We start from the raw sequence: 22,063 nt of genomic DNA on the forward strand, positions 1-22,063 counted from the left end.
TCAGCGCAGGGCAGCCCTGGGCCGCAGCGCCTCCGGAAGCCAGGGCAGCAACGGGTCCGGTGCCCGATCGACGATGCCGCCGATCGGATCGTCGACGAAATCGCGCCGGACCAGATCCTCTTCCGGTCGGTAGATCTGCCGGATGATCAAGGCGCACAGCGCGAGTACCGCGAAATCGCGTAGCAGTACGGTACCGGTGAACCATTGTTCGGGCAGACCCTTGCGGTCCAGTCCGAGGTAGTAGAACATTCGCGGCACCCAGACCAGTGCATCGATGGTCATCCACGCCAACAGGATTCGGCGATGCGGCAGCGCGAGTACGGCCAGCGGCACCAGCCACAGCGAATACTGCGGGCTCCACACCTTGTTGGTGATCAGGAAGGCAGCCACGACCAGGAAACACAGCTGGGCCAGACGCGGTCGGCGCGCAGCGGTGAGCGCGATATAGGCGATGGCCGCACAGGCGGCGACGAATACCAGCAGTGACACCAGATTCAGGATGGTCGGCTGATCGGCATGTCCGATCTCGCCGTCGAATCCGGGCCAGCCGGTGAACGAGGTGATGACGTTGTAGATGGAATCCGGATCGGCGTGCCGAGTGGTATTGAGCCGGAAGAACTCGCGCCAGCCATCGGGATACAGCAGTGCGATCGGCAGATTCACCACGAGCCAGGTGCCCGTCGCCGCCGCGACCGTCAAAGCAGCCGCACCGAGCGGTCGGGCGCTGAGAAACTGGATGCGATACGGGGTTTCGCGCAGCCATGCCACGGCGGTGCGCCAGCTGGTGATATCGCTCAACCGGAGCCCGTGCCGTGCGCTCGGCACCCGCTGGAGTGGGTCGGCGCGCAGGCACAGCACCACGATCGGTGCGAGCAGCATAAGCGGATAGAGTTTGGCCGCGCCGCCGAGGCCGAGTAGTAGACCCGCGAGCAAGGGTCGTCGCCGGGCCCAGGCAAGCAGACCGGTGGCGGCGAAAGCCGTTGCGAGCGCATCGAAATTGGTGAAGGCGTGCACGATCACCAGAGGTGAACAGGCGACGAGCGCCGCATCCCAGATCCGCCGCCCCGCCAGTTGTGCCGAGCCCCACACCGTGACCAGCCAGGCGATGGCCAGACCCACCGCGACCACGTCGAAGTAGATGACCACCTGCAGCGCACCGGGCAGCGGGGAGGCATCCCAGGTCTTGGCGACCTGCATCGCCGCGTACTGGTAGAGCCCGGACAGCACCGGATACTCCATGTACCTGGTCTCCCGGCCGCCGTCCGGGGTTTGTTCGATCCATTCCTTCTTGTAGGGGAAGGCGCCCTCGTTCAACCGCTCCGCACCGTAGAGCGGCACGGTATCCGAGTAGCACATGGCGATATATTGGCGGCCGTTGTTCCAGTCGAGGGTGAACGAACCGTCGGAGGCCTTCGTCTGCTGGATACACGGCGCCTTGCTCGCCCAGCCCAGCGCGAGGAAGATCAGCGCGAAGGCGAGCAGGACCCGCATCGGCGTCCAGAACCGGACCCGGCCGATGAGCGCGTGGTCACCGACCGGGCCGCCGATGACCGTGCTCAGCTGCGTGGTCAGGGAATCGTTGCGGCTCGGCCGGTCTCGGCCGTCGGCCGAGCGCAGATCCGGTGCCAGCGGCGCGGGCGCCACATAGTGTGCCGCGTTGCCGCCGGACTGCGTCGCACCGGACGGCATCCCATCGGGCCGCGGCGGGTTTCCGTTCGTCCGCTCGTCCACGAGTTGCGGTTCGGTCACGGCACCCGAGGCTACCGGGTGCGCGTCGGTTGGCCGCCGTTGCCGTTGCCGTTGCCCGTGCCGCTGGATTGGGGTCCCCCGGTGGCGGAGGGCATCGATCCGTCCGAGTTCGCCGTCGGCTGCCCCGGCAGCGGCGTCGACTCCGGTTGTTGCTGTTGCTGTTGCTGTTGCGGCTGGCGTTGCTGCGTCTGCGGCTGTACGCCCGGAATCTGGATCGGCCCGAATGGGGTGTCGATGGTGTTCGGGACGATCTGGATCGGCGGCACCAGCGGCGACGGCTCCGTGGTCGACGGCGGGGTGAACGGTGCCGACCATGCGGGCACACCGGCTTGGCCCTTGATCGGGGCGGGCTTCGGGAAGGTTTCCTTGGGGGTGCCGTCCAGCGCGCCGTCCATAGTGGCCTTCCAGATATCCGAGGGCAGACCGGAGCCGTAGACCATGCCGCCGCTGTAGTTGCGCAGCGCCGAGTTGTCGATGGAGCCGACCCAGACTGCGGTCGACAGCGACGGCGTGTAGCCGACCATCCAGGCGTCCTTGTTCTCGCCGGTGTCGCCGAGCTGGGCGGTACCGGTCTTGGTCGCCGACTCGCGGCCGTTGGCCAGGTTGTGATTGCGCGACCAGGCGGCGATCGGCTTCATCGCGTCGGTGACATTGTCGGCCACCGCCGCCGATACCCGTCGTTCACCGGCCACCTCGCCGCGGTCGAGCAGCACCTGCCCGTCGGCGCTCACCACCTTGGTGACGAAGTGCGGTGCGTGGTAGACGCCGGAGGCGGCCAGTGTCGCGTAGGCCGAGGCCATATCGAGCACCCTGGCCTGGTACTGACCGAGCACGATGCCGTTGTTCGGCGGGGAGCCGTCCGGCTCGACCAGGCTCTTGCCGACGCCCGGAATGGTGTCCGGAATGCCGAGCTTGTGCGCCATATCGGCGATCTTTTGCGGTCCGTTCTGCATATCCAGCTCCATGCGATAGAAGCTGGTGTTCAGGGAGCGCTTCAGCGCCTCGGCGATGGTGCAGGTACCGCACTGTTCGCCCTCGACGTTCGTGATCTTGATGCCGTTCACCGTGATCGGCGAACTGTCGTACATCTCCGACAGCGGTTTGCCCAATTCCAGGTTCTCCGCGAGACCGAACACCTTGAACGAGGATCCCGGCTGCAGACCGGCATTGGCGAAGTCGTAGCCCTGACCGTCCTCGCCGCCGTAGTAGGCGCGCACCGCACCGGTCTTCGGATCCACCGAAACCACCGCCGCGCGCAGTTTCTCCGGCTCGCCCTGCATCTTCTTCTGGGCGGCGTCGACTGCGGCCTGCTGGGTCTTCGGATCGATCGTGGTGGTGATCTGCAGACCGGCGGTATTGAGCTGCTGCTCGCTGATGCCCGCAGCCGACAACTCCTTGAGCACCTGGGTCTTGATCAGGCCCTCGGGTCCGGTGTCCAGGCTCTTGTCCTTGGTGGTGGACACCGGGACCACCTGCGGGTACTGCTGGGTCTGGCGCACGTCGGCCTTCAGGTTGCCGCCAGAGACCATGCCATCGAGCACATAGTTCCAGCGGAACTTGGCGCCCTCGGGATTCTTCTCCGGGTCGAGGCCCGAGGGCTGCTGGATGGTGGCGGCGAGTACCGCGCCCTCGGCGATGGTCAAGTCCTTGACCGGCTTGGCGAAGTAGGCCTTGGCGGCGGCATCGATGCCGTACGCACCGCGACCGAAGTAGATGGTGTTGAGGTAGGCGGCAAGGATTTCGTCCTTGCTCCATTGGCGCGCCATCTTCGCCGAGATGACCAACTCGTGCATCTTGCGGGTCAGCGAGTGTTCGTCACCGACCAGCGCATTTTTCACGTACTGCTGGGTAATGGTCGAGCCACCACCCGCGCTTTCTTTGCCGAGGGCTTGATCCCTGGCGGCGCGCATGAAGCCGGAGACCGAGAAGCCCGGGTTCGTGTAGAAGTCCCGGTCTTCGGCCGCGATCACGGCATTGCGCACGTGCGGCGGAATCTGGTCGATGGTGACGTCGGTGCGGTTGCCCTCCGGCGGCACCACCTTGCTGATCACGGAGGTGCCGTCGCTGGCCAGGATGGTCGCGACCTGATTGGTTTTGAGGTCGCCGGGCTGGGGTACCGAAACCGTCGTGTAGGCGATCAGGAAGACCGCACTCGGCAACACGATGGCCAGCGCTAGCAGGACGTATATGGCTCGGCGCACGATCCGCCACGGCGATTTCCGCTTCGCACCGGGACGGCGGCCGCCCGGTCCCCCCGGACCAGCGTTGTTGCCGTTGCGGCGCGGCGGCGGTCCCGAGGGCGGCGCGCCCGCGGCGTCCCGGCGCTCGCCGGTGGTGGGGCCGGAGCCATTAGGGCGCCCAGCGCCGGGGCGATCCTGCCCGGGCCGCGGGGCGGCGGGACGCGGACCGCTGGGCGGTGCCGAGCGGCGGTTGCGTTCGGCGACGGCGTCGGTCAGCGAACCGGGCTGGCGATTCGGGCGCTCGATCTTCTGCGTGGACTGCGCGCTATCTGGTGGTAGTGGCCGCCCCTGCGGCGGGCGCCCCTGCGGCGGCGGACCCGGCCGTCGCGGCGGTTGCGGCCCGCGCGGCTCACCGGGATAGCCACGCTCGTGTTGACCCACCCCGCCGGCTCCGCCGGCTGCCGTCCCCTGGGGTGGCCGCGGAGCACCGGGACCCGGCCGGCCGGGTGGGGGACCGGCCGGTCGCTGACCGGGATACGGATTCGGATTCGGAGGCTGAGGTGAACTTCGCTGAGTCCGGCCGCCGTGCGGTTCATCGCCGTAGGGGGAAGTCTCGTAGGGCGAATTCACTGACAAGATCTCCATAACTCGTAAGGGTCTGCGGGGCGCGATGCGGCGATTATCGCCGCCGCGGACGCGTCGAGGCTCCGCGTGTCACCCGGCGGGCAGATGACCTGGCACATCATTCGGCTGCGGTGCGCCGGTTGGCCCTGGCGCCGGTGCGTCGCCGTGTCGGCGACGGGGCGGTACCGAGCACATAGGACTGCACCAGATGATTCCAGCTGCAGCTTCGGCATACCTCGACGACATGGACCGAGAACTCTTCGCGAGTCTCGGCGAGGCGTATCAATTCCTCTGGTGTGCGAGCCGAACCCGCCATCGGGCCGAGGCCGTCGCCGTAGACCCAGGATACGAGCGTCAATTGCTCTTTCCGGCAGATGGGGCATGTGACCTCGCTCCCCCGACCGTGGAACTTCGCCGCACGTAAAAGGTAGGGATTGGCATCACAAACCTCGGCGACATCGACACGGCCCGCATAGACGTCAGCGAGCAGCGACCGACGCCGAAGAGCGTAGTCGACCACCTGCCGCTGAATTCGCACGAGAACCAGAGTAGCGGGACCGTGCGCGGCCCGCGCCGGGCCGTGTGGGATCGACCGACCGGTATTCATTGCTGAACTGGGGCATTACCGCCGTCGGCGGATTACGATTCTTCCGTGTCCCCCGCTACATCCGGGCGGTCGGCGGCAGCATCCGGACGTCTGCGGGCGCGTGACCTCGACCGTGCCAATGCGTCCAGTGTGCTGGATGCGGCCTACGCCGAAGGGCAGCTCGGCGCCGATGAATATCGCGAGCGTACGGTCCAGGCCGAGACCGCCAAGACCATCGCCGATCTCGACCGGCTCACCCGTGATCTCCAGGTCCCTTCGGCGGTACGCGATCTGGTTTCGGATGCGCCGACACCGACGCGAAACCCCTTGCGCCGCCCCGGATCCACGGGCGGTTATCCTGATCACACCCGAGCCCGCGATGCCGATCGCGACACCACCGGGCAGCTCCTCGACAGCGCCCGTCGGGACGGTCAGCTCACCGAAGAGGAACATCAGACCCTCAGCGAATTGGCGCAGGGGGCCAAGACGCTCGGCGATCTGGCCGATCTGGTCGATGATGTGCAACGGCCGACCGATGCGCCGTTGCCGCCGACGCCACCTCGATCGAATCGCCGACGCTGGTATGTGATCGGTGTGACCGCCGCGTCGGTCTGTGCCGGCGTCGCGGCTTTCGCGCTGACCAGCGATGCCGCGACATCGGATGCGCGCCCCGTCGCGCCCGCCCGCGCTGCCGTCCCCGACCTCGGTGTAGTGCAACCGGTAGTGGTCGCGACGCCGAATCTGCTCACCCGCGAAGGGGTTACGCACTTCCTGACGAAATACCGGGAGAAGTTCGGTGATCTGCAGGCCGATCAGCTGACCCTGTTCGGCGATTACGCCACGGTTGCGCGTGCGGTATCCGGTCAGCCGAATCGGCTGGTCCGCTACGACTACCGCGGCGGATTCGCGCAGAGCGGTGCCGCCGTCAGTCGCAAGACCGACACACCCACAGCCGATCTGGCACAGCTGAACATCGCCGCTGTGTCGGACCTGTTGGCAACCGCGCCAACCGCATTGAAGGTGCCGAACGGAGTTGTCACGCATATGGATGTGGAAGTCGACGCGACCGGTAGCTACAGCTCCTATGGCATCGCGAAGGGTGCGACGATCGTGCAGATCTTCGCGGGCAACCAATTCAACGAATCCGGGTACCTCCTGCTCACTCCGGCGGGGCAGGTTGTTCGCGCCTGGCCGTTCGCAGGGTGATGGTCGATGGCGACGACACGCTATGGCGGAATCCGGGCCCGCGATACCGATCGGGCCGATGTCTGCGGACTGCTCGACGCGGCGCTGGCCGACGGTCAGCTCACCGATGACGAACACGCCGAACGCACTGCGCGGGCCATGCGCGCCAAAGCCTTCGGTGAACTGGACGAGCTGATCGGCGATCTGCAGATACCGCGGAATCTGGTGGACGCCCCGGTGATTCGAGTCGATCGTCGTCGACCGCGGCGCTGGCTCGCGCCGGTGGCATGGATCGCCGGTGCGGCGGTCATCGGTGCGGCGGCGGGCGGCATGGCGAGCTGCGCTTCGGGCGGGTCCGGACCGTTCGGGCCGTCCGAACATGTGCCGGTGCTCACCACGGGAACCGGCCTGGCGTATTTCATCGGCGAATATCGCGCCCAATTCGGCGATACGAAAATCGACGAGGTCACCCTCTATCCCGAATACGCGCTCTTCGAGCGGCAGGCGGCGGGCGATCCGACCGTGACCGTGCGATATCGCTACGACGGCAGATTCCACGACTACACCACCAACACTGGCCGCAAGGCCGATGTGCGCACCTTCGATCTCGCGAGCATCGATGTGCGCGCTATCGCCGGGCTGCTGGCCGGTGCGCCGCAGTCGATCAAGACGCCGGGTGGCGCCATCACACAGGCCTCGATCGAATTCCCGCCGGGCCGAAGCGATTCCGACGTCGCTGTCTCGATCTACGCGAAGAACCAGGCGGGTGCGTCGGGTTATCTGACGGCGACGGTGACCGGGGAGCCATTGCAGGTCTTCCCGCCCAGTCACTGACGGGCAGCACGGGTCGATCCGCGGCGGCCGTAATTCGCCGGCCCGCCCACGACCGAAAATTCGCTGGCCCGTTCGGGACCGGTCGCGCTAGCATTCCCTGTTCGTATTCGACCCGATGTTCAGCCCGAGGAGGTGAGGCGCGATGACCGCGCCGCAGACCGCCGTCCCGCACGACGCCTGGACTGTTCAGATGTCCCGGGTCCCGGTCTGATCTCTCGTCGTCCGGCGTTCGTGCCGCGAGCCGTTCGGTCCGCGTGACGGTGGCGTCGTGTCCGAATTCGGGCCCGAACCATACGAATACGGAGAATCCGAGTTGAATTCCTCGATCGATTGGCGCACGCGCGCCGAAACCGATGCCGATATTCCCGCGATCCATGCGATCAACCACGCGGCCTTCGATCGAGCCGATGAGGCCGATCTGGTCGACGCACTGCGCGCCGACCGGGCTTGGATCGACGGACTGTCCATCGTCAGCACACTGCCGGACGACACGCCGGTCGGCTACGCACTGCTGACTCGCTGCCATGTCGACACCACGCCCGCGTTGTGTCTCGGACCGTGCTCGGTACTGCCCGAATACCAGAAGTCCGGTGCCGGTGCCGCCGCGATTCGGGCCGGGCTCGCGGCCGCTGAGCAATTGGGCGAGACCTTCGTCATCGTGCTCGGGCATCCGACCTACTACCCGCGCTTCGGCTTCGGGAAGGCATCCGAGTACGGCATCGGCCTCGGCATCGAGGTGCCGGACGAGGCGCTGATGGCACTGACGCTCGACCCGGCGCGACCGTTGCCGAGCGGTGTGGTCCGCTACGCCGCACCATTCGGTATCGACTAGCGAACCGAGCACCGGCGGTGGGACGGATCGGGTTCGTCCCACCGCCGGACCCTCCTCTACCTGTGTAAGCAGTGCTATATATCGACGACGACTATGCACGTTTATATCGCTCCGATATAGTGAAAAGTCGCATCCATTGGTTAGGTCTGCATACACAGTCAGGGGGTGAAGCCCGATGCTCGAGCTGGCAATCCTCGGGCTGCTCCTCGAAGCGCCCATGCACGGATACGAGCTGCGCAAGCGGCTGACCGGTTTGCTCGGGCCGTTTCGGGCCTTCTCCTACGGATCGCTCTATCCGACGCTGCGTCGCATGCAGACGGATGGGCTGATCGCCGAGGAGAATGTCGCGGGCGTTACCCGTCGTGCGCGACGGGTCTATCAACTGACTCCGGCCGGGCGGGAGCGGTTCACCGAACTGCTCGCCGATACCGGACCGCAGAACTACACCGACGACGGCTTCGGCGTCCACCTGGCGTTTTTCAGCCGCACCCCCGCGGAAGCGCGGATGCGGATTCTGGAGGGCAGGCGGCGGCAGGTCGAGGAGCGCCGAGAGGGGCTGCGGGAGGCGATCAAGAAGGCCAGTGGCTCGCTGGATCGCTACACCCGCCAGCTGCACCAGCTCGGTCTGGAATCAAGCGAGCGCGAAGTGCGCTGGCTCAACGAGTTGATTGCGGCGGAGCAATCGACGAAGGCGGCACCACAGAAAGAGGGAAATAACGGCCATGAGTGAAGACAACAAGGCTGACATAGCCACCGAAGTCCGCGTCGCCATCGTCGGCGTCGGTAACTGCGCTTCCTCGCTGGTCCAGGGCGTGCAGTACTACAGGGACGCCGACGAGACCTCGACCGTCCCCGGCCTCATGCACGTCAAGTTCGGCCCGTACCACGTCCGCGACGTCAAATTCGTCGCCGCGTTCGACGTCGACGCCAAGAAGGTCGGCTTCGACCTGGCCGAGGCGATCTTCGCCAGCGAGAACAACACCATCAAGATTTCCGATGTGCCGCCGAGCGACGTTGTCGTGCAGCGCGGCCCGACGCTGGACGGTATCGGCAAGTACTACGCCGAGACCATCGAACTGTCCGAGGCCCAGCCGGTCGACGTCGTGCAGGTGCTGAAGGACAACAAGGTCGACGTCCTGGTCTCCTACCTGCCCGTGGGCTCGGAAGAGGCGGACAAGTTCTACGCCCAGTGCGCCATCGACGCCGGCGTCGCGTTCGTCAACGCGCTGCCGGTGTTCATCGCCTCCGATCCGGTGTGGGCCGAGAAGTTCACCGAGGCAGGGGTCCCCATCGTTGGTGACGACATCAAGAGCCAGGTCGGCGCCACCATTACCCACCGCGTGATGGCCAAGCTTTTCGAGGACCGCGGCGTGCAGCTCGACCGCACCATGCAGCTGAACGTCGGCGGCAATATGGACTTCAAGAACATGCTCGAGCGCGAGCGCCTGGAGTCGAAGAAGATCTCCAAGACCCAGGCCGTCACCAGCAACCTCAAGAAGGAACTGGGTGCCAACGATGTGCACATCGGCCCGTCCGATCACGTCGGCTGGCTCGACGACCGCAAGTGGGCCTACGTGCGCCTCGAGGGTCGCGCCTTCGGTGATGTGCCGCTGAACCTGGAGTACAAGCTCGAGGTGTGGGATTCGCCCAACTCGGCGGGCATCATCATCGACGCGGTGCGCGCCGCGAAGATCGCCAAGGACCGCGGCATCGGCGGCCCCGTCCTCCCGGCCTCGGCCTACCTGATGAAGTCCCCGCCGAAGCAGCTGGCAGACGATATCGCGCGCGCGCAGCTCGAAGCGTTCATCATCGGCGCTGAATAGTTCGCAGCGCCTGCGGCGCTGCGTGTTCGCGGGCCCCTGATGGCTTGCGTCCGAGCGGCCGAGACTCGCGACTTCGTCGCATGTGCTTCGGCCACTCGGACGCAAGCCGGGCCGCGAACGGCACATGCTCGATCTCGCTTTGCTCGAAACCTGATGTGTGGTGAGTAGGAGACGTCGAGGGCCGGGCTACGGAAAATCCGTGAGCCCGGCCCTGTTTTGTTTCCGCCTCCGAGTCGGAAGGCAGCTCCGGCACCTCGGCGACTCAGTCGAGCGAGACGTAGACCTCCACCGAGGTCGGCCCGGTGTAGCGCTCGATTTCCGCGGTGTGCGAGCGGGTGATGGTGCCCGCGCTCTCGGCCTTGCGGACCTGTGCCCATGCGGTGCGCAGCAGATCGTAGGGCTTATCGGAGACAACGAATTTCGCGTAGCGTCCGGATGGGACGCGGGTCAGCACATCACCGGCGTCCATATCGTCCATATCGGCGATTTCGTAGCCCAGGATCGCGACGGCGTGGTCGTTCTGGCCGATATAGGCCGCGACCCGCGGCACATTCTTCTCCCGCGCCAGATACCGGTCCCAGGTGAAGTTCACCAGGTCCAGGTCGCGGGCGCTCACCTCGCGACCGGTCAGCGGGACGGTGAGTCCGGCGACCAGGTTTGCTTCCAATGTGACAATTTCGAAGTCCACAGCTGTTCCTAACCGTCGACCGGTTCGTCTGCCAGCGCCACGAATACCTCGGCCGTGCGCGCGTCCGGATAATGTTCGACGTCGCCGGTATAGGCACGCACCAATCGCCCGGCGGCCTCCGCGTCCCATACCGCGCGCCAGATGGTCACGATGGTGTCGCCGAGATTGTCGCCGCTGAGGGTGAACCGTGCGAACCGTCCCGCGGGCACCCGCGCCAACACATCGCCCGGTAGTAGATCGGCGATGGTATGGCAGCGATAGCCGACGATATGTGTCAGGTAGGAGTTGATCTCCGGCGCGTGGTCCACATACGCGGTCGTCGGCGGTCCGGGCAGCGTGCGGGCCAGATTGCGTTTCCACGCCTCCTCGACCTTGGCGCGGCGCGGTCCCTCGACCGCCAGCGCCGGGCTGCGCAGCACTGTGCCCGCCACGAGCGTCTCGGGACGGTCAACGACATTGAAATCCACCGGCGTGCCCCTATGTCTAGTCTGTCTCCAGTTGGCGGCGCTCCCGGGCCCCGTGGTCGCGGAAGCGACTTCCGGGCCTGACGCTCGCGCCGCGCGTCGTCGCTCGAGCGCATATCCTCCCTCATCGATCTCGCGACGTCGGCGTCGGCCTGGTTTCGTTCCGGCGCGCCGTGCACACTTCACTCTGGCAAACGATGTTGCCACGTCATCCGTTCCCGTGGCCCCGGTCGGCCCACATTCATCGCGAACACGAGCAGGTAGTCAGCTCGACCCAACCCCCGACGGCTCGGGCGCGCGGCCCACCCGTCGCCCGACCACCATCGAATCGCTCCGCGATGCTGATATTCGGAGCCGCGAACACGCAGCGCCGCAGGCGCTGCCAAAGATTCAGCCGGGCATCGGAATGCTCAGTCCGGGAAAGATTTCGACCTCCCTGGGTGCCTGCGGGGCGGGTGGGATGACGACGACCGGCGCGGGGGAGGTGCTGGACGGCGGGTTCAGAATGTCGTAGCCGCCGCCGGAGGGTTTGCTCACACTCGGCGGGCTGCTTTGCGAACCGGTCGCCGGGAACTGCTCGATCGGCGTGCCGTCCAGCGCGCCGTCCATCACCTGCTTCCAGATATCGGCGGGCAGGCCGGAGCCGTAGATGTCGGTGCCGCGTGCGGTCTCGATCGGCTGTGACTGTTCGGCGCCGACCCACACCGCGGTCGACAGCGACGGGGTGAAGCCGATCATCCACGCGTCTTTATTCTCTTTCGACTCACCGAGTTGGGTGGTGCCCGTCTTGGCGGCCGAGGGGCGACCGCCGGACAGGCCGTGCCCGTTGGAATATGCCGCGATCGGAAGCATCGCCTCGGCTGTGCTGTCGGCGATGCCGCGGGGAATGCGCTGCTGGCCGGGCGGGAGTTGTTTGCCGATATGTTGGTCGGGTTCGCCCCGATCCAGCAGGACCCGGCCGTCGCCCGCGACCACCCGCTGCACGAAGTAGGGCTGGTGATAGACACCGGAATCGGCGATCGTCGCATAGGCCGAGGCCATATCGATCGGGCGAACCAGGTACTGGCCCAATACGATTCCGTTGAGCGGTTGCCCGCCGTCCTCGGTCAGCGTCTTACCGGCCACGCCCGGGATCTCCTCCGGAATGCCGGCCTGATGGGCGGCATCGGCAATTGCCTTCGGTCCGTCGAACATCGACATGGTCAGCCGATAGAAGCTGGTGTTCAGCGAGCGCTTCAATGCTTCGGCCACGGTGCATCTGCCGCATGATTCGCCGTCCACATTGGTGATGCTGATGCCGCGATCGGTCACGGGGGAACTGTCGAGCGGGCGGGTGAGCGGGATGTTCTGCCGCAGTGCCGCGATTACCGCGAAGACCTTGAATGCGGAGCCGGTCTGCAGCGGCGCCTGGGCGAAATCGAAGCCGACACCGTCGGCGCCGCCGTAGTAGGCGCGCACCGCGCCGGAACGCGGATCGATCGAAACCACCGCGCCGCGCAGTTGCGGCGGCTGCGGGCCGAGGCGATCGTGGATCGCGTCGAGCGCGGCCTGCTGGGCCTTGGCATCGATGGTGGTGGTGATCTGTAATGCCCCGGTATTCAGTTCCCGTTCGCTGATGCCCGCATCGCGCAGTTCCCGCAGCACCTGGCTGCGGATCAGGCCCTGCGGGCCGCGGCCCTCGTTGACATCCGGGATTTCGGTAATCGGGACGATCCGCGGAAATACCGTCGCATCACGGTCTCCCGGTGCGAGCGAACCCATTTCGACCATGCCGTCGAGCACGTACTTCCAGCGCGCTGTCAGCTCGGAGAGGTGGGTTTCCGGATCCAGAATCGACGGGGTGCGGATGACCGCGGCGAGCACCGCGCCTTCGGCGAGTGTCAGTTCCGGTACCGACTTGTCGAAGTAGGCCTTCGCGGCCGCCGAGATCCCGTAGGCGCCGCGCCCGTAGTAGATGGTGTTGAGGTAGGCGGCGAGGATGTCGTCCTTACTCCACTGCCGCGCCATTTTGGCGGCGATGATCAGCTCGCGCATCTTCCTGGTCAGGGTGCGTTCGGAGCCGAGAAAGGCATTCTTCACATACTGCTGCGTGATGGTGGAGCCGCCGCCCGCATCCTCTCTGCCGAGCAGATTGTCCCGGGCGGCACGAAAGAATCCGCTGGTCGAGTAGCCGGGATTGGTATAGAAGTTGCGGTCCTCGGCCGAGAGCACCGCCTCGCGTATCGGTTTCGGCACCTGCGACAGCGGAACCGGAATCCGATTGCCATTCGGCGGAACGACCTTCGCGATCACCGTGGTTGCGTCGGCGGCCAGGATGGTGGCGATCTGATTGGTCTGCACCGAATCGGGATCCGGGATTTCGGCGCTCCAGTAGACCAGCACGAACAGCAGGGACGGCACCGCGACGAAGGTGATGAACAGGGCGAGCAGTAGTCGTCGGAAGCGTTCGGCTCGGCTGCGCCGCGGCCGATCGGTGGGTGTCGGTTGCGGCCGACGCGATGTCACTGAACCGGGTGGTCGGTTTCTTTCCCTGGGTCGTAGCGCGCCGGTGTTGTGCTCGTTGAACCCCGCGATGGAGGCATAGCGTGCCGACTTCGGTTTGCCCCGGCGACTGCCCCCGCGTCGCCGCTTGCCGAACGAGCTCACGATCATCTCCTCCCGGAGCGTCGGTAAAACTCACCTGCACAGACACGATCGGAAATGGGGCCTCGACCGGCATGACAGTCTCCTGGTCGAAGTGACCCGAGATCGTATCACCGAGTATTACCGGCGCGAGGAGGATTTGACCTGTGCGACCGGCGTACTAGCTCTTCACGCCACCCGCGGTGAGACCGGAGATGATGCGGCGCTGGAACAGCAACACCATGATGACCAGCGGAATCGTGACCATCGTGCCTGCGGCCATGATCGCGGCGTAGGGCTGGACGAGCGGATTGTTACCGGAGAACCGCGCGATCGCGACGGTCACCGGTTCGGTCTTATCGCTGGAAAGCAGGCGGGCCAGCAGATATTCGTTGACCGAGGCGATGAACGCCAGGATCGCGGTGGTGAATACCGCCGGCGCGGCCAGCGGCAGCATGACCAGCCGGAAGGCCTGCATCTTGGTCGCGCCATCGATGCGCGCGGCCTCCTCGAGTTCCCACGGCAGTTCGGCGAAGAACGAGGCCAGGATGTAGACGGTCATCGGCAGCACGAACGAGATGTTCGGGATGATCATCGCCTGGTATTCGCCGATCCAGCCGAGGTTGGTGAACAGCTGGAACAGCGGGGTGACAAGCACAACCACCGGGAACATCGACGCGGACAGGATGAGCCCGGAGACCAGGTACTTGCCCTTGAAGGTCAGTCGCGCCAACGCGTAGGCGGCGAGCACACCGAGTACCAGCGCGACCGCCGTGGTCACCGCACCGATGATGATGCTGTTGACCAGCGCCTTGCCGAAGTCGTTGCCGCGGCTGGTGTCGAAGGCGTTGCGGAAGTTCTCCAGGGTGATGTGGGTGGGCCACGGCGTGTTGTCGAAGGTGTAGTCCGGATCCCGGAATGCGGTGACGGCCATCCAGTAGAACGGGGCCAGACCCCACACCAGCACGATCAGCGCGCCCAGATACAGCCGCACCGAACCGAGGCGCTTGGTCCAAGGTACCTGTGCCGCATTCTGCTGGGCCGCATTCTGCTGTGTCGCGAGCTTTTTGGTGGTCACGGTGGTCATCAGTGCGCCTCCCGCTGTTCTTCCTGCGTCCGAACGGCATTGGCGCCCAAGACCTTTACCAGCAGGAACGCCACCGCGAAGATCAGTAGGAAGGTGATCGTCGACAGTGCGGCCGCGCTATTGGGACCCTGGCGGACCTGTTCGACCACCAGCGCCGAAATCGGGCGGGTCGCCGGGTTGCCGAGCGTCATGATCGCGGGCAGGTCGTACAGGCGCAGTCCGTCCATGGTGCGGAACAACACCGCGACCAGCAGCGCCGGCTTGAGCAGCGGCAGCGTGATCTGGGTGAAGCGCTGCCAGGCCGAGGCGCCGTCGACCTTGGCCGCCTCGTACACATCGGCCGGAATCACCTGCAGACCGGCCAGCAGCAGCAACGCCATGAACGGCGTGGTCTTCCAGACATCGGCGGCGATGACCGCGAAGCGCGCGGGCCAGGCCTGCGAGGTCCACAGAATGTGGGTGCCGAAGACCCGGTTCACCACGCCGTCGTACTGGAACATGAACTCCCACAGCCGGGCCGTGACCGCGGTCGGAATCGCCCACGGCACCAGCACCGCCGCGCGCAGCAGCGCCCGGCCCTTGAAGGTCTTGCCCATGACCATGGCCATACCGAGGCCGAGGGTGGCCTCCAGGGTCACCGTGATCACCGTGAAGAACAACGTCACGCCGATGGCCAGCCAGAACTGCGAACCGAGGTTGCCGGTCGGGCAGCTGACCGTCGCACCGGCCGCCTGACACTGCTGCAGCAGCCAGTGCGTGTAGTTCGAGAAGCCCGCGCTGCCGCCCTCGACGAACATGCCGGTCGCCGGATCGAGTCCGGGATCCTTCTGGAACGACATGTACAACGCGCGCAAGACCGGATAGCCGACAACCACCGCGAGGGTGATCAGCACGGGCGTGACGAATAACCACGCCTTACCGGAACGCCGCAACTCCAACGCCAAAGTGCCACCGAATCCGCGCTTCGTCGGCTGATCGCCGTCGCTCGGCACGCGAGTGGCCGTTCCCGAAGGATCCGACACCGTTTCTCTCTCCTACGGGGTGGTCGGGTCCGCTCTGCTACTCGCTACGATCCGGCTGTCTCGATGCCCTTTTGCATACCGTTGATCGCGTCGTCGACGGACTTGGTTCCGTTCAACGCAGCATAAGCGTTGTCCTGGATGGCCTTCGACACCGCCGGGTAGAACGGGGTCACCGGACGCGGCACCGCGTTGGCGATCGAATCCTTCAGCGCGGGCAGGTACGGCATCTTCGCGATCAGTGCCGGATCGTCGTACATCGACGCGCGCACCGAGGGCAGCGCACCGGCCGCGACGATGTGCTGGGCGTCCTCGCTGATCAGGTAGCGCAGGAAGTCCAGTGCGGTGGCTTTGTTCTTGGAGAACGCGCTGATGGCCGCATTGTAGCCGCCCAGGGTCGAGGCGCCGACGCCGTTCTCGCCGGGCAGCGGCGCGACGCCGAATTTGTCTTTGACCGCAGAGGATTCCGCACCCGCGTCACCGAAGGTGGACGGCCAGTTGCGCATGAAGAGCAGCTTGCCGGTATTGAAGGCGTTGGCGCTCTCCGGCTCCTTGAAGGTGATGGCTTCCTTCGGGATATCGCCATTGCGGTATGCATCGACGAGTACCTTCAGTCCGGCGCGCGCCTGCGGCGTGTTCACGGTCGGGGTCTTGCCGTCCGCGCCGACGAAGGTGCCGCCGTAGGCGTTGATGGCCTCGGCCGCGTTCACCGTCAGGCCCTCGTAGGGTGCCAGCTGGCCCGCGTAGCAACCGATATTGTTCTGCTTGGCGATCGGGCACTGCGCCAGCATCTCGCTCCAGGTCTTGGGCGGATTCGGCACGAGATCCTTGCGGTAGAACAGCAAGCCGCCGTTGGTGTTTCTCGGCGCGGCGTAGAGGGTGTTGTTATAGGTGGCGCTGGCGACCGTCGGAGACAGCAGCGCCGAGGTGTCGATGGAGAAGGTGTCCTTCAGCGGCTGGATCCAGCCCTTGGCGGCGAATTCCGCGGTCCACGGCACGTCCAGGGCGACCACGTCGTAGGTGGACTGCTTGGAGCGCATGTGCTCGACCAGGTCGTCGTACTGCTGCGAGGCGTCGTTGGACTGCTCTTTGAAGGTGACCTGCTCATCCGGGTGCGCGGCGTTCCAGCGCTCGATCAGCTGCTTGACCGCGCCCGTTTCAGTGGTGTCCTTGCCCTCGACGTAGGTGATCGGGCCGCGACCGGTGAGGTTCTGGCTGGATGGAGTGCCGCCGTTATCGCTGGAGCAGGCACTGGTGAACGTCGCTGTCAGCAGCGCAGCAGAGGCGGCTGCCAATACCGCTCGTGGTACGAGCGACGAACGTAGAGACGTCACCTTTTTCAAAGCCATCGCGAACACTCCAAGATCGAGAGGTGAGCAGCAGCACACCCGGCAGGTGCACAAGGCAAGATACATGGTTGTCATATGTGACGCAGTGATTGTGCCCGTAACAGGGGGCTGTCGCCAGGCGAGTCCGACGCCACCGCCGCGATGTCACAGTCGCTCGTTACGCTGGATGTCGATGACTTCGCCGAATGCGGTTCCCGACCGGATGCTCACCCGGATCGGTGGGTTGCTGCGCCAAGCCGAATCGACCGATAACGAATACGAGGCCGACGCGTTCCTGGCCGCGGCCCAGCGGTTGGCGACCAGGTCCTCGATCGACCTTGCGGTGGCACGCGCGCATATCGCCGGACGTGAGCGCAGGCCGACGCCGGTGCAGCGGATGATTCCGATCGGCGAGCCCGGCAAGAAGGGGTTGCGCACCTACGTGCAACTGTTCGTGGCGATCGCCGCGGCCAATGATGTGCGCTGCGATGTCGCGCGCACGTCGACGCAGGTCTACGCGTACGGCTTCGATTCCGATATCGATACGTGTGCAGCCCTCTACACGAGTCTGCTGGTGCAGATGGTGCGGGCGTCGGATCAGTACATCAAATCCGGACAGTATCGTTGTGCCACGGTCGAAAAGATCGTCACGGAGAAACGTTGGGGCCGAAAGGTGCAGCGACGCGTGCAGGCGCCGGTCGCGGCGGTTACCGCGCGGCTGAACTTTCAGATGGCGTTCGCCGCGCGGATCGGCCGGCGCCTGGCCGAGGTCAAGGCGGAGGTGGAAGCCGAGGTGGTGCCCGAAACCGTCGCGACGGGTACGGCATTGGCCCTGCGCAATAAGGAAATCGAGCTCACCGACTTCTATCAGCGGACCTCCGATGCGCGCGGTACCTGGCGCGGTCCGCAGGCCTCGGCCGGACATTCCGCTGCGGCTCGGCGGGCGGGGGATCGGGCGGGGCGAGCCGCGCGGTTGGGGACCTCCCCTGAACTCGGTGCCGCGCGTGGGCAATTGCCCAGGGGCGAGGCGAAGTGAGCGGGCCGACGAGGATTGCGCCGCGGGCATATCGTCGGGCTTGGAGTTGATACCGGATCGGCGGGCTCGAGCGAATGGGGCGGTACGGTGAATGCGCGAGATAGCCAGCGCGCCAAGGTGTATGACGCCGAACAGGTGGTGCGAAGGGTATTCGATCGAGCCGATGAAAACGGCAATCGCACGGTAGAGCTCTATGGTTCACACCTCACGCTGCCGATCGAGCGCCGCTTCGCTTCGGTCGAATCGGTACAGACCTACGCCGACAAGGTGCTCAACCTCAATTGGGTTCGGGCGCAATGGCACCGTGCCGCGACCCCCGTCCGGGTCCGCTCCCGCGCCGGAACCGCCGCCGCCCACTATGAGGCCGCCGACGCGGTACTGGCTGTCCCCTTACACACCGGCGCCACCGCATGGGCCCTGCGCGAACTGGTGATCCTGCACGAACTGGCCCACCACCTCGAGCCCGCCGCCGCATCGGTGGCTCCCCACGGCCCCGAATTCTGCGGCCGATACGTGGAACTCGTCGACGGCATTATCGGCCCGGAAGCCGGGCTGGTGCTGCGGTCGAGCATGCTCGGCTGTGGAGTCCGTGTGAACTGAGGTCGCCGCGTCGCCCGGTGGCCACCGTGTCCGCGCGCCGGTAGCTGGTGTTGTCGGGCGGCGAAGCAGCGGCTCTGTGCCTGGCCGCGGTCCAGTGCGTGCCGCTCGATTCATGTGCCATGTCGGCAGCCGAAGTGCACCGCCTCAACGCGCTGGGGCGTGACCTCTGGGGCTGACCTATCGGGTTCGGTGCCGGCGCTGCCCGTTGTTGCGGACTACTTCTGCCGGACGGTCACCGGGGTCGGGCGCGGACTCGGGTCAGGCGGTCTTCCCACCAGCGGGTTCGGGCTGGGTCGGGGTGGCGGTAGCGTTCCAGGAGGGCCGGGTCGGGTGTGGGGGGAGTTTTCGGGACCGGCATGAAGCCATCGACTGGTCGAAGTGGTTCGGGGACGAGGTCGCCCTCGAAGAGGGACAGGGTGCCCAGGCCGCAGGCGAATTCGAGTTCGGGGAGGGCGCCGGCGAGCGCGAGTTGGGCGGCCAGACCAACGCTGGTCTCCAGGGCGGAGGAGACCACGCACGGCAGTCCGGCGGCCGCGGCAACCTGGAGTGCGCGCCGGACACCACCCAATGGCGTGCATTTGAGTACCGCGATATCCGCGGCTCCCGCTACCGCGACGCGCAAGGGATCCTCGGCGCGGCGGATGGATTCGTCGGCGGCGATTCGGACATCGACACGGCGGCGCACCGCGGCCAACTCCTCGATGGTGCGGCAGGGCTGCTCGACGTACTCCACACCGCCGGCCGCACGGTCGATCTGCCTGATATGTGTCACAGCGGTCTCGACATCCCAGACCGCATTGGCATCGACGCGTACCGATCCCTTCGGCCCCAGCGCATCCCGGACCGCCTCGACCCGTGCCAGATCCTCGGCCAGCGAACCGGGGTGATCGGCGATCTTCACCTTCGCGGTGCGACATCCGGACCCGGCCACAATCGCATGCGCCCGCTCCGGATCGACAGCGGGCACGGTGCAATTGATCGGAATCCGGGCACGCACCGGCTCCGGCCACCCCACCGTCACCTGCTCCACCGCGGTCGCCAGCCATCCGGCGGCCTCCCGATCGTCGTACTCGGGAAACGGACAGAATTCCCCCCAACCGAGCGGCCCCTCGAGCAACATTCCCTCGCGCACCGTAATGCCACGGAACCTGGTCCGCATCGGAATGGCGTAGACGAAGGTTTCGGTCATCACGTGCAGCCTAGCTAGCCCGCCCGGTACGCCCGCCGCAGCCGGCGAGTTCGCACTCGTGCGCGTCGCGCCTGAGCGCAGCCGCATCGGGATGGGTCATGCTGGGGGTGTGGGGTCTGGTCGGTGGCAGCCGCGGCTGGCGGATGTGGTTCGCGTCGGTGCCGGGCACTCGACGAATCAGAGCCGTTCGATAACGGTGGCGTTGGCCAAACCGCCTGCCTCACACATGGTTTGCAGACCGTAGCGGGCGCCACGCTCCTGCATGGCGTGCACCAGCGTGGTCATCAGACGCGCGCCCGAAGCGCCGAGCGGATGACCGACGGCGATGGCGCCGCCGTTCACATTCACCCGCGACATATCCGCACCGGTGTCGTGCGCCCAGGCCAGCACCACCGGCGAGAACGCCTCGTTGATCTCGACCAGATCGATATCGGAGAGCTGCAGTCCGGCGCGCTGCAAAACCTTTCGCGTCGCCGGGATGACGGCGGTCAGCATGAGCAGCGGATCGTCACCGGCCACCGCGAAGCTGTGCAGCCGGGCCAGCGGCTTGCGCCCGAGTTGGGCGGCGCGTTCGCTGGTCATGATCAGCACGGCGGCACTGCCGTCGCTGACCTGGCTCGCGTTCGCGGCGGTGATCTGCCAGCCGATTTCCGGGAAACGAGCGGCCAACGCCTCGTCGTAATAAGCGGGACGCAGTGCGCCGAGGGTTTCCAGGGTGCTGCCGACCCGGATGCCCTCATCGGTTTCCAGTCCGGCGATGGGGGCGAGCTGACCGGCGAACGAGCCGTTCTTCGTGGCCAGCGCCGCCTTTTCGTGGCTGCCGAGCGCGAATTCATCGAGTTGGTTGCGGGTCAGTCCCCAGCGGGCCGCGATGAGTTCGGCGCTGATGCCCTGGGATACCAGCCCGTCCGGATAGCGCTCGGCGAAGCCGACACCGGAGAAGTCTTCGGATCCGATCAGGTTCGCGCCCATGGGAATCCGGCCCATGGACTCGACACCCGCCGCGACCACGATGTCGTACGCACCGGCGATCACGCCTTGTGCGGCGAAATGAATGGCCTGCTGGCTGCTGCCGCACTGGCGATCGACCGTGGTCGCCGGCACCGACTCCGGATAGCCCGCGGCCAATGCCGCACGCCGGGTCATATTGGCACCTTGTTCGCCGACCTGGGTGACGATGCCGCCGATCACATCGTCGATGAGCGCCGGATCGATGCCGCTGCGGTCGACGACCGCACGCAGGCTGTGCGCGAGCAGATCCACCGCGTTGACGTTGTGCAATGCCCCGGTCGGCTTCCCCTTGCCGATCGGCGTGCGTACCGCTTCGACGATCACCGCGTCTCTCATGGTGGTTCCTTTCGAACCGCGAGCCCAGCTCCTCTGCCTGGCTCTAGTGGCTTATAGTCAGACTAACGTCTGGATATAGTCGACTCAAGCCAGCAATCGCTATGATGTTCGTCATGGCAGCCGTGATGGAAGGACCGTTGGCCGATCTGAGCGCATGGAAACCCGCGGAATGCTCGATCGCGAAGGCGATGGACCTGATCGGCACCCGCTCGGCGATCCTGATCCTGCGCGAGGCCTACTACGGCACCACCCGCTTCGACGGTTTCGCCGCCCGGATCGGCATCACCGACGCCGCGGCATCCGGCCAGCTCCGCAAGCTCACCGAGGCGGGCCTGCTCGCCAAACGGCCGTATCAGGACGCGGGCAAGCGGACTCGCCACGAGTACGTGCTGACGGATATGGGCCGCGATCTACTGCCTGTGGTGCTCGCGCTCATGCAGTGGGGCGATGCCTACTTGCAGCCGGGACCCGCGCCCTTGCTGCTGGTCGAGGAGTCGACCGGCGCGCCCGTTCGGGTGCAGGTGCGCAGTGAAACGGGTCGCGAGATCGACTTGGAGGAACTGGGAGTCAGGCTCAATCCCGCTTATGCGCATACCCGATCAGCCGGGTAACCATACTGAGGTCATGCAAGCGCCGGGCGCGGCCCGTCGCCCCTGGCGTCGAACTCGGTTTCACCCGCGCACTCGGTCGCCGCCGCATTGTCGGCGCTCCGCGAACCGAGCGTCACCGCATGCCCGAGCTCGACCAACTTGCCCGCCGGCCCGCGTCCGACCTGCCCGGTACCGAGCACCGCTGTCTTCATGACCCGCTTCTCGCGCTGGTCGGAGTCAACCGTCGAGTTACGAACAGCGGTTCGTGGCGCCTTGTATT

Annotated in this window: 20 protein-coding genes; 8 read left to right on the forward strand and 12 right to left on the reverse strand. The window is 66.1% G+C overall.

Annotated elements, in window-relative coordinates:
- The 3 genes from ACW2Q0_RS01560 to ACW2Q0_RS01570 all read right to left on the reverse strand — a co-directional run bounded on the left by ACW2Q0_RS01560 (position 1) and on the right by ACW2Q0_RS01570 (position 5,091).
- On the reverse strand, positions 1-1,689 hold the full coding sequence (locus ACW2Q0_RS01560) for a glycosyltransferase family 87 protein (protein WP_457186059.1): 1,689 nt from the start codon (positions 1,687-1,689) through the stop codon (positions 1-3).
- Positions 1,690-1,760: 71 nt separating this feature from the next.
- Positions 1,761-4,370, reverse strand: a complete 2,610-nt coding sequence (locus tag ACW2Q0_RS01565; protein ID WP_457185285.1) for a transglycosylase domain-containing protein — start codon at positions 4,368-4,370, stop codon at positions 1,761-1,763.
- A gap of 301 nt (positions 4,371-4,671) precedes the next feature.
- The gene (locus ACW2Q0_RS01570; protein ID WP_457185287.1) at positions 4,672-5,091 is read right to left on the reverse strand and encodes a DUF5318 domain-containing protein; all 420 of its coding nucleotides are present in this window, start codon (positions 5,089-5,091) and stop codon (positions 4,672-4,674) included.
- Positions 5,092-5,205: 114 nt separating this feature from the next.
- On the opposite strand from ACW2Q0_RS01570, the gene ACW2Q0_RS01575 reads away from it, so the two are divergent.
- The 5 genes from ACW2Q0_RS01575 (at position 5,206) to ACW2Q0_RS01595 (ending at position 9,813) form a co-directional block, all read left to right on the forward strand.
- Entirely contained in the window at positions 5,206-6,345 is a 1,140-nt protein-coding gene (locus ACW2Q0_RS01575) for a DUF1707 SHOCT-like domain-containing protein (RefSeq protein WP_457185289.1), read from the forward strand.
- 6 nt (positions 6,346-6,351) lie between these two features.
- On the forward strand, positions 6,352-7,158 hold the full coding sequence (locus ACW2Q0_RS01580; protein ID WP_457185291.1) for a DUF1707 SHOCT-like domain-containing protein: 807 nt from the start codon (positions 6,352-6,354) through the stop codon (positions 7,156-7,158).
- Positions 7,159-7,471: 313 nt separating this feature from the next.
- The gene (locus ACW2Q0_RS01585; RefSeq protein WP_457186061.1) at positions 7,472-7,990 is read left to right on the forward strand and encodes a GNAT family N-acetyltransferase; all 519 of its coding nucleotides are present in this window, start codon (positions 7,472-7,474) and stop codon (positions 7,988-7,990) included.
- 175 nt (positions 7,991-8,165) lie between these two features.
- Positions 8,166-8,720, forward strand: a complete 555-nt coding sequence (locus ACW2Q0_RS01590) for a PadR family transcriptional regulator (protein ID WP_457185293.1) — start codon at positions 8,166-8,168, stop codon at positions 8,718-8,720.
- Positions 8,713-9,813 (forward strand): inositol-3-phosphate synthase, encoded by a 1,101-nt coding sequence (locus ACW2Q0_RS01595; RefSeq protein ID WP_457185295.1) that lies wholly within the window; start codon positions 8,713-8,715, stop codon positions 9,811-9,813. The genes ACW2Q0_RS01590 and ACW2Q0_RS01595 overlap by 8 nt, the downstream gene beginning before the upstream one ends.
- A gap of 262 nt (positions 9,814-10,075) precedes the next feature.
- Here the strand turns inward: ACW2Q0_RS01595 and ACW2Q0_RS01600 are convergent, their stop codons facing one another.
- The 6 genes from ACW2Q0_RS01600 to ACW2Q0_RS01625 form a co-directional block, all read right to left on the reverse strand.
- Positions 10,076-10,501, reverse strand: coding sequence for a GyrI-like domain-containing protein (locus ACW2Q0_RS01600; RefSeq protein ID WP_457185297.1), 426 nt, complete (start codon positions 10,499-10,501; stop codon positions 10,076-10,078).
- Positions 10,502-10,509: 8 nt separating this feature from the next.
- The gene (locus ACW2Q0_RS01605; protein WP_457185299.1) at positions 10,510-10,968 is read right to left on the reverse strand and encodes a GyrI-like domain-containing protein; all 459 of its coding nucleotides are present in this window, start codon (positions 10,966-10,968) and stop codon (positions 10,510-10,512) included.
- A 387-nt stretch (positions 10,969-11,355) separates the two neighbouring features.
- Entirely contained in the window at positions 11,356-13,617 is a 2,262-nt protein-coding gene (locus ACW2Q0_RS01610) for a transglycosylase domain-containing protein (protein ID WP_457185301.1), read from the reverse strand.
- 151 nt (positions 13,618-13,768) lie between these two features.
- Positions 13,769-14,674 (reverse strand): carbohydrate ABC transporter permease, encoded by a 906-nt coding sequence (locus tag ACW2Q0_RS01615; protein ID WP_457185303.1) that lies wholly within the window; start codon positions 14,672-14,674, stop codon positions 13,769-13,771.
- Positions 14,674-15,696 carry a carbohydrate ABC transporter permease gene (locus ACW2Q0_RS01620; protein ID WP_457185306.1) on the reverse strand — a complete coding sequence of 341 codons (1,023 nt, stop codon included), beginning with the start codon at positions 15,694-15,696 and terminating at the stop codon, positions 14,674-14,676. The genes ACW2Q0_RS01615 and ACW2Q0_RS01620 overlap by 1 nt, the downstream gene beginning before the upstream one ends.
- 44 nt (positions 15,697-15,740) lie before the next feature.
- Entirely contained in the window at positions 15,741-17,042 is a 1,302-nt protein-coding gene (locus tag ACW2Q0_RS01625; protein WP_457185308.1) for an ABC transporter substrate-binding protein, read from the reverse strand.
- A gap of 172 nt (positions 17,043-17,214) precedes the next feature.
- Between ACW2Q0_RS01625 and ACW2Q0_RS01630 the strand changes: the two genes are divergently transcribed.
- A complete protein-coding gene (locus tag ACW2Q0_RS01630) occupies positions 17,215-18,057 on the forward strand; it encodes a DUF2786 domain-containing protein (protein ID WP_457185310.1) in 843 nt (280 codons plus the stop codon).
- 87 nt (positions 18,058-18,144) lie between these two features.
- Positions 18,145-18,657 carry a TIGR04338 family metallohydrolase gene (locus ACW2Q0_RS01635; RefSeq protein WP_457185312.1) on the forward strand — a complete coding sequence of 171 codons (513 nt, stop codon included), beginning with the start codon at positions 18,145-18,147 and terminating at the stop codon, positions 18,655-18,657.
- Positions 18,658-18,889: 232 nt separating this feature from the next.
- Here the strand turns inward: ACW2Q0_RS01635 and ACW2Q0_RS01640 are convergent, their stop codons facing one another.
- Entirely contained in the window at positions 18,890-19,846 is a 957-nt protein-coding gene (locus ACW2Q0_RS01640; RefSeq protein WP_457185314.1) for an o-succinylbenzoate synthase, read from the reverse strand.
- Positions 19,847-20,023: 177 nt separating this feature from the next.
- On the reverse strand, positions 20,024-21,193 hold the full coding sequence (locus ACW2Q0_RS01645) for a thiolase family protein (protein WP_457185316.1): 1,170 nt from the start codon (positions 21,191-21,193) through the stop codon (positions 20,024-20,026).
- Between the two features lie 101 nt (positions 21,194-21,294).
- Between ACW2Q0_RS01645 and ACW2Q0_RS01650 the strand changes: the two genes are divergently transcribed.
- Complete coding sequence (locus tag ACW2Q0_RS01650) at positions 21,295-21,804, forward strand: winged helix-turn-helix transcriptional regulator (protein ID WP_457185318.1); 510 nt, start codon at positions 21,295-21,297, stop codon at positions 21,802-21,804.
- Positions 21,805-21,815: 11 nt separating this feature from the next.
- Here the strand turns inward: ACW2Q0_RS01650 and ACW2Q0_RS01655 are convergent, their stop codons facing one another.
- The gene (locus ACW2Q0_RS01655) at positions 21,816-21,995 is read right to left on the reverse strand and encodes an NAD(P)-binding domain-containing protein (protein WP_457185320.1); all 180 of its coding nucleotides are present in this window, start codon (positions 21,993-21,995) and stop codon (positions 21,816-21,818) included.
- Between the last annotated feature and the right edge of the window lie 68 nt (positions 21,996-22,063).

Source organism: Nocardia citri, assembly GCF_054065835.1.